This is a genomic window from Bacillota bacterium (assembly GCA_012842395.1).
GTDB lineage: Bacteria > Bacillota > SHA-98 > UBA4971 > UBA4971 > UBA6256.
In genome coordinates this window covers 1-4,294 of sequence record DUSX01000055.1, presented here as the reverse complement: position 1 = coordinate 4,294, position 4,294 = coordinate 1, and the positions used below count along the sequence as shown (strand labels likewise).

General features: G+C 58.1%; 6 protein-coding genes. All 6 read left to right on the top strand.

All coding sequences use genetic code 11. The features are described 5' to 3' along the window. Positions 1 to 329: 329 nt before the first annotated feature. Positions 330 to 1,202 carry a hypothetical protein gene (locus GX515_13370; GenBank protein HHY33982.1) on the top strand — a complete coding sequence of 291 codons (873 nt, stop codon included), beginning with the start codon at positions 330 to 332 and terminating at the stop codon, positions 1,200 to 1,202. A gap of 75 nt (positions 1,203 to 1,277) precedes the next feature. Then, positions 1,278 to 1,499 carry a hypothetical protein gene (locus GX515_13365; GenBank protein ID HHY33981.1) on the top strand — a complete coding sequence of 74 codons (222 nt, stop codon included), beginning with the start codon at positions 1,278 to 1,280 and terminating at the stop codon, positions 1,497 to 1,499. 319 nt (positions 1,500 to 1,818) lie between these two features. After that, a complete protein-coding gene (locus GX515_13360) occupies positions 1,819 to 2,187 on the top strand; it encodes a hypothetical protein (GenBank protein ID HHY33980.1) in 369 nt (122 codons plus the stop codon). Positions 2,188 to 2,230: 43 nt separating this feature from the next. Then, positions 2,231 to 2,842, top strand: coding sequence for a UbiX family flavin prenyltransferase (locus GX515_13355; GenBank protein HHY33979.1), 612 nt, complete (start codon positions 2,231 to 2,233; stop codon positions 2,840 to 2,842). Continuing rightward, positions 2,800 to 3,324: a hypothetical protein gene (locus tag GX515_13350; GenBank protein HHY33978.1), complete on the top strand. Its 525-nt coding sequence runs from the start codon at positions 2,800 to 2,802 to the stop codon at positions 3,322 to 3,324. Before GX515_13355 ends, GX515_13350 begins: the two co-directional genes overlap by 43 nt. Positions 3,325 to 3,925: 601 nt before the next feature. Continuing rightward, a partial coding sequence (locus GX515_13345; protein HHY33977.1) for an IS110 family transposase occupies positions 3,926 to 4,294 on the top strand: 369 nt, incomplete at its 3' end.

The window sequence follows — 4,294 nt, the reverse complement described above, 5'->3', positions numbered from 1 at the left end:
TCTGACACCTCCTGGTATCAGAATGGCAGATCTGGCAACTGCGCGTCACCCAGGGTGGGTGAATTCCTTGATTGACCCCCGGGTGAATTTCGTGATTGCGGGGTGGGTGAATTCCGTGATTGTCCCCTGGGTGAATTCCTTGACGCTTTTGCGTCTCAGATGGGTGAATTACTTGATTGTCGACACCAGGTCTTGAGGTGGACACTGGCAGGGCTCAAGGAAACAGAGCGGAGGTTCCGACGCGTGGCAGGTTATCGGAAGTTACCGCTGCTATGGGTGCGCCTAAGGGGCAAGGTTCTCGTCACTACCACGGGCGAGGTAGCAAACGCATGAAAAATCATGTGGGGGTGCGCTACGTGAAATTCCACGATGATCGGGCCAACCTCGTGACTTCGCCGGTCAAAGACATCAGAGACGAGCTTTTCAACCATCTCTTACACACTCAGGTGACAGCAGTCCTCACGACGGAGCAGGGCGGCGTCGCCGTTGGGCTCCTGGAGGCCGCCGAGGCGGCGAGATCATTGGGGCTCAAGGGAGATGTGCTGGCGAAAGATGGCTCCATCGTGAAGGCAGGGCAACCCTTGCTGAGGGTTCAGGGAACACCCAAGGGTGTGGTCATGACCGAGGACATAGTAATCGGGATTATAGCCAAGCCGTCGGGAATTGCAACCGCTGCGCGCGCCGCAGCCGAAGCTGCGGGTGGGACCGTCGAAGTGGTCGCGGGCGCGTGGAAGAAAGTACCGCCTGAGTGCAAGAAAGCCTTCAGAACTGCCGCCTCATTGGGTGGGCTTCGCACCAGGATCGCGGAGCACCCCTTCGTCTATCTCGACAAGAACTACGTGAGGATCTTGGGCGGAATCGTGCAAGCCCTCGAGGCGGCAAGACGCATGGAGGGACGCACACTGGTTGTGCAGCTGAAAGGCGAGACGGGGCCGATCGACGAAGAGGCTGTAGAGGCGGCCCGCGCTGGCGCGGCTATAATCATGATTGATACCGGTAATGAGAATGACCTGAGAGAAGCGATTCGCCGCCTGGAAAAGGAAGGCCTTCGGAAGAGCGTGAGGGTTGCGTTCGCGGGAGGAATCAGGATAGAGGACATCGGCCGCATCGGCGCGCTGGGCGCAGACATTGTGGACATAGGGACGGCGATTGTAGATGCTCCCATGATGCAGTTGAGGTTCGACGTCATTTCTGTAGGCTGAGCTCTTTGCCATCCTGGTATCCGCGATCGTCCTGGCATCCACTGTCTTTCCTCGCGTGAGGGGGTTGTACCAAACATGAAGCTAAACTTGCTTGCTAAAACCGAACCATGGGTTCGTGGGATCGTCCTTTCCAGCGCGAATCTGGGTGACATTGCGAAGGTTACGGCAGGGCTTCTCAGCCTTCCGCAGGATCGGGTGATCGTAGTGGACGTAGGAGACGATCATGTCACACTGGACCTCCTCACAGAGGACATAGACGCCGAGCACATCCTCGGAAAGGAATCGGAATTGCTCTAGAGGCTGAGCCTCCTCGATGGCGTGACCCTTACGAAGAATGCCTCGGTTCATTCCGAAGGCATTCTCGGCCTGATATCCGTTGACCGTGAAACTGGGTCTCGCGCGATGAAGCGGGCCACCGAGATGAGCATTGAAATCAAGTCACGCCTCGAGAAGCGGGTCGTGGTGTTTGCAACCGGCTTCGAAGTGCAGAGGGGAATGATTGAAGACACCAACACGCCGTGGATTGCGCGGCGCCTCTCAGAAAAGCGCTATTGCGTGACGGTGGGCGGTATCCTGCCGGACGATGTTGAGTCGATAGCGGGGGGCCCTGCGGAAAGTGGCCCACGAAGGCTACGGGCTTGCGATCACTACTGGAGGCGTTGGGGCGGAAGAGAAGGACTGCACGATTGAAGCCGCGCTCAGGCTAGACCCGAGTGCGGAGACGAGGTATACGGTGAAGTTTACAAAGGGGACTGGGAGGCATGCGAAGTCTGGGGTGAGGATCGCGGTGGGCACCGCTGACGGTATGATGATGGTCGCGCTCCCTGGCCCTCATGACGAGGTGGTTGCTGCGACTGGCGTTCTCCTAGAATGCCTGGATGAGCAAGCCACCAGAGCGGAGACTGCATCTAGAATCGCTTCTGTGCTGAAGGCACGCCTGACCGGTTCTTGTCACCGTCATTGGGCGTCAGGCGTTGGTTGTTAGGTTGAATGTCGCAGCATTTGTCGGCCTGTTGCGAGGTGGTGAGATGAAAGAAAGGGTTTTCGTCGTTGGAATAACAGGAGCGTCCGGGGCGATATACGGTGTGAGGGTGCTCGAAGCGTTGAGGGACGCAGGGGTCGAGACTCATCTCATTATCACGAGGTGGGCGGAGGAAACGATCAGAGTTGAGACGGGTCGTCGTCCTGAAGAGGTGAGGGCTCTCGCTTGTCATTCGTATGATGAGGACGACCTGGCCGCTCCTGTGTCCAGCGGATCGTTCAGGACTTCGGGCATGGTTATTGCCCCTTGCAGTATGAAAACCCTGTCAAGCATAGCCAACGGGTTTTCACACAATCTTGTTTCCAGAGCGGCGGACGTCACGTTAAAGGAGGGAAGGCGGCTGGTCCTGGCTGTTAGAGAAACCCCGCTCTCCGTCATTCACCTTGAAAACATGCTGAAAGTGGCACAGGCGGGAGCGGTCGTGATGCCGCCGAATCCTGCATTCTACTCGAAGCCGCAAAGCATAGACGATATTGTCGACGGTTTTGTTGCGAGACTCTTGGATGTGCTCGGCGTCGAGCACAAGATCTGCCGCCGTACGTGGGGAGGTAGCACGTGTCAACAAGCGACCGGAGATGTCTTCCATTTGAATCGTTGACTTCCGTAAGTGAGTCTCACATACCTGGTGAGAAGACGAGCGGTCTAGCCGAGACCCCACCGTGCCCTGGCGAGCGCGTTTTCGTAAAGGCAGCAGGGGATGGTTCGAAGAGGCTGCTCATTCGAGCATCTGAGGCCGGCTGTGGGCTAGTTATCGTGCTCACCGGAGGCGACGAACCTCATATAGGCGCTGTGGCAATTGCCATACCGCGCCCGAGCCTTGCCGATCCCACCGTTACAAGCTCGACCACGTCGGTGTACGCTGTAGTCGGGCACAAGGATGACGAGATAGCAAAGCCTATGGCAGAAAAGGCTGCCCGTGAGCTCAATAGAGTGGTGGTCGCGATCGCCGGCGTTCATGTGCATGGAGCTACAAGCGGGATTATAGCTGAGATAACCCGCACAGCTTCGGAGTTGTTGGAAGATGTGGTGCGGGCTTTCGGCGGAGGGGCGGCAGGCGCTGCCACGACTCCGGGCGGGTGAGCGGGAGGGATGATCTTGTCGGCCGGCCGTAGCCGCATGCTTGTCCATTCCGGATCGGCAAACCTAGTCCAACATGTTCCTGAACGGGGCCGGCTGCGTCGTTTCAACCCCGCGAAGGCTGAACGCCGAACATGACAGGGATGCGCGGGAAGCCATGGCGACCGCTCTTCGAGAGGGAGGCGCCTCTCTGACCCTTCCGGATGGGCCGTCAGCGACAGCGGCCGCAGTGGTAGGTACGCCGGCGTGGAAAGTGCAAAGCTCTCTATCGCCGAAGACGCAGGCAAGGCAGAAGAGACGGACGACGCTATATGCGCGGCCCCAACTGGCCCCATCTGCTGAGGTATCTTTGAGCATTGGCATGAGCCTCGGCAACCTACTGGAAATGCCTCTGGGTGCCCATCGTCTCGTGCCAGACCACGCTGCTCACGGTTACCGCGACCAGGTAACCGGCCTCGACAACCCTGTTGTTGCAGTCCCACTCTTCATGCAAACGTCAATCGAAAAGACATAACGGAAGGGCCGGCCCCTGCTTCGCGGTTCGTAGGATATACTAGAGGTAAGATCCACCAGTACAGAGCTACAAGCGAAGGAGGCCGGCACCATGAAGTATACCACATTCGTCGGGCTGGATGTTCACAAGGATTCGATCGCTGTCGCGGTGGCGCGAAGGAATGACAAGGACGTAGAGGATCTCGGTGTGATCCCTAACTCACCTCAAGCGATAGCCAAGCTTGTGAGGAAGCTGGGCGAGCCAAAGAGTCTGAGGTTCTGCTATGAGGCTGGCCCCTGTGGGTATGGGATATACAGGCAGCTTATAGCGATGGGCTGTTCATGCATGGTAGTCGCGCCGTCACTGGTTCCGAGGAAGCCGGGCGAGCGCGTCAAGACAGACCGGAGGGATGCAAAGAAGCTCGCAAGGCTGCTACGGAGTGGAGACCTTACACCTGTGTGGGTACCCGACGAGCATCAG

Coding starts and splice junctions, on each gene's coding strand:
- GX515_13370 (HHY33982.1), top strand. CDS start 330: ATGAAAAATCATGTGGGGGTGCGCTACGTGAAATTCCACGATGATCGG.
- GX515_13365 (HHY33981.1), top strand. CDS start 1,278: ATGAAGCTAAACTTGCTTGCTAAAACCGAACCATGGGTTCGTGGGATC.
- GX515_13355 (HHY33979.1), top strand. CDS start 2,231: ATGAAAGAAAGGGTTTTCGTCGTTGGAATAACAGGAGCGTCCGGGGCG.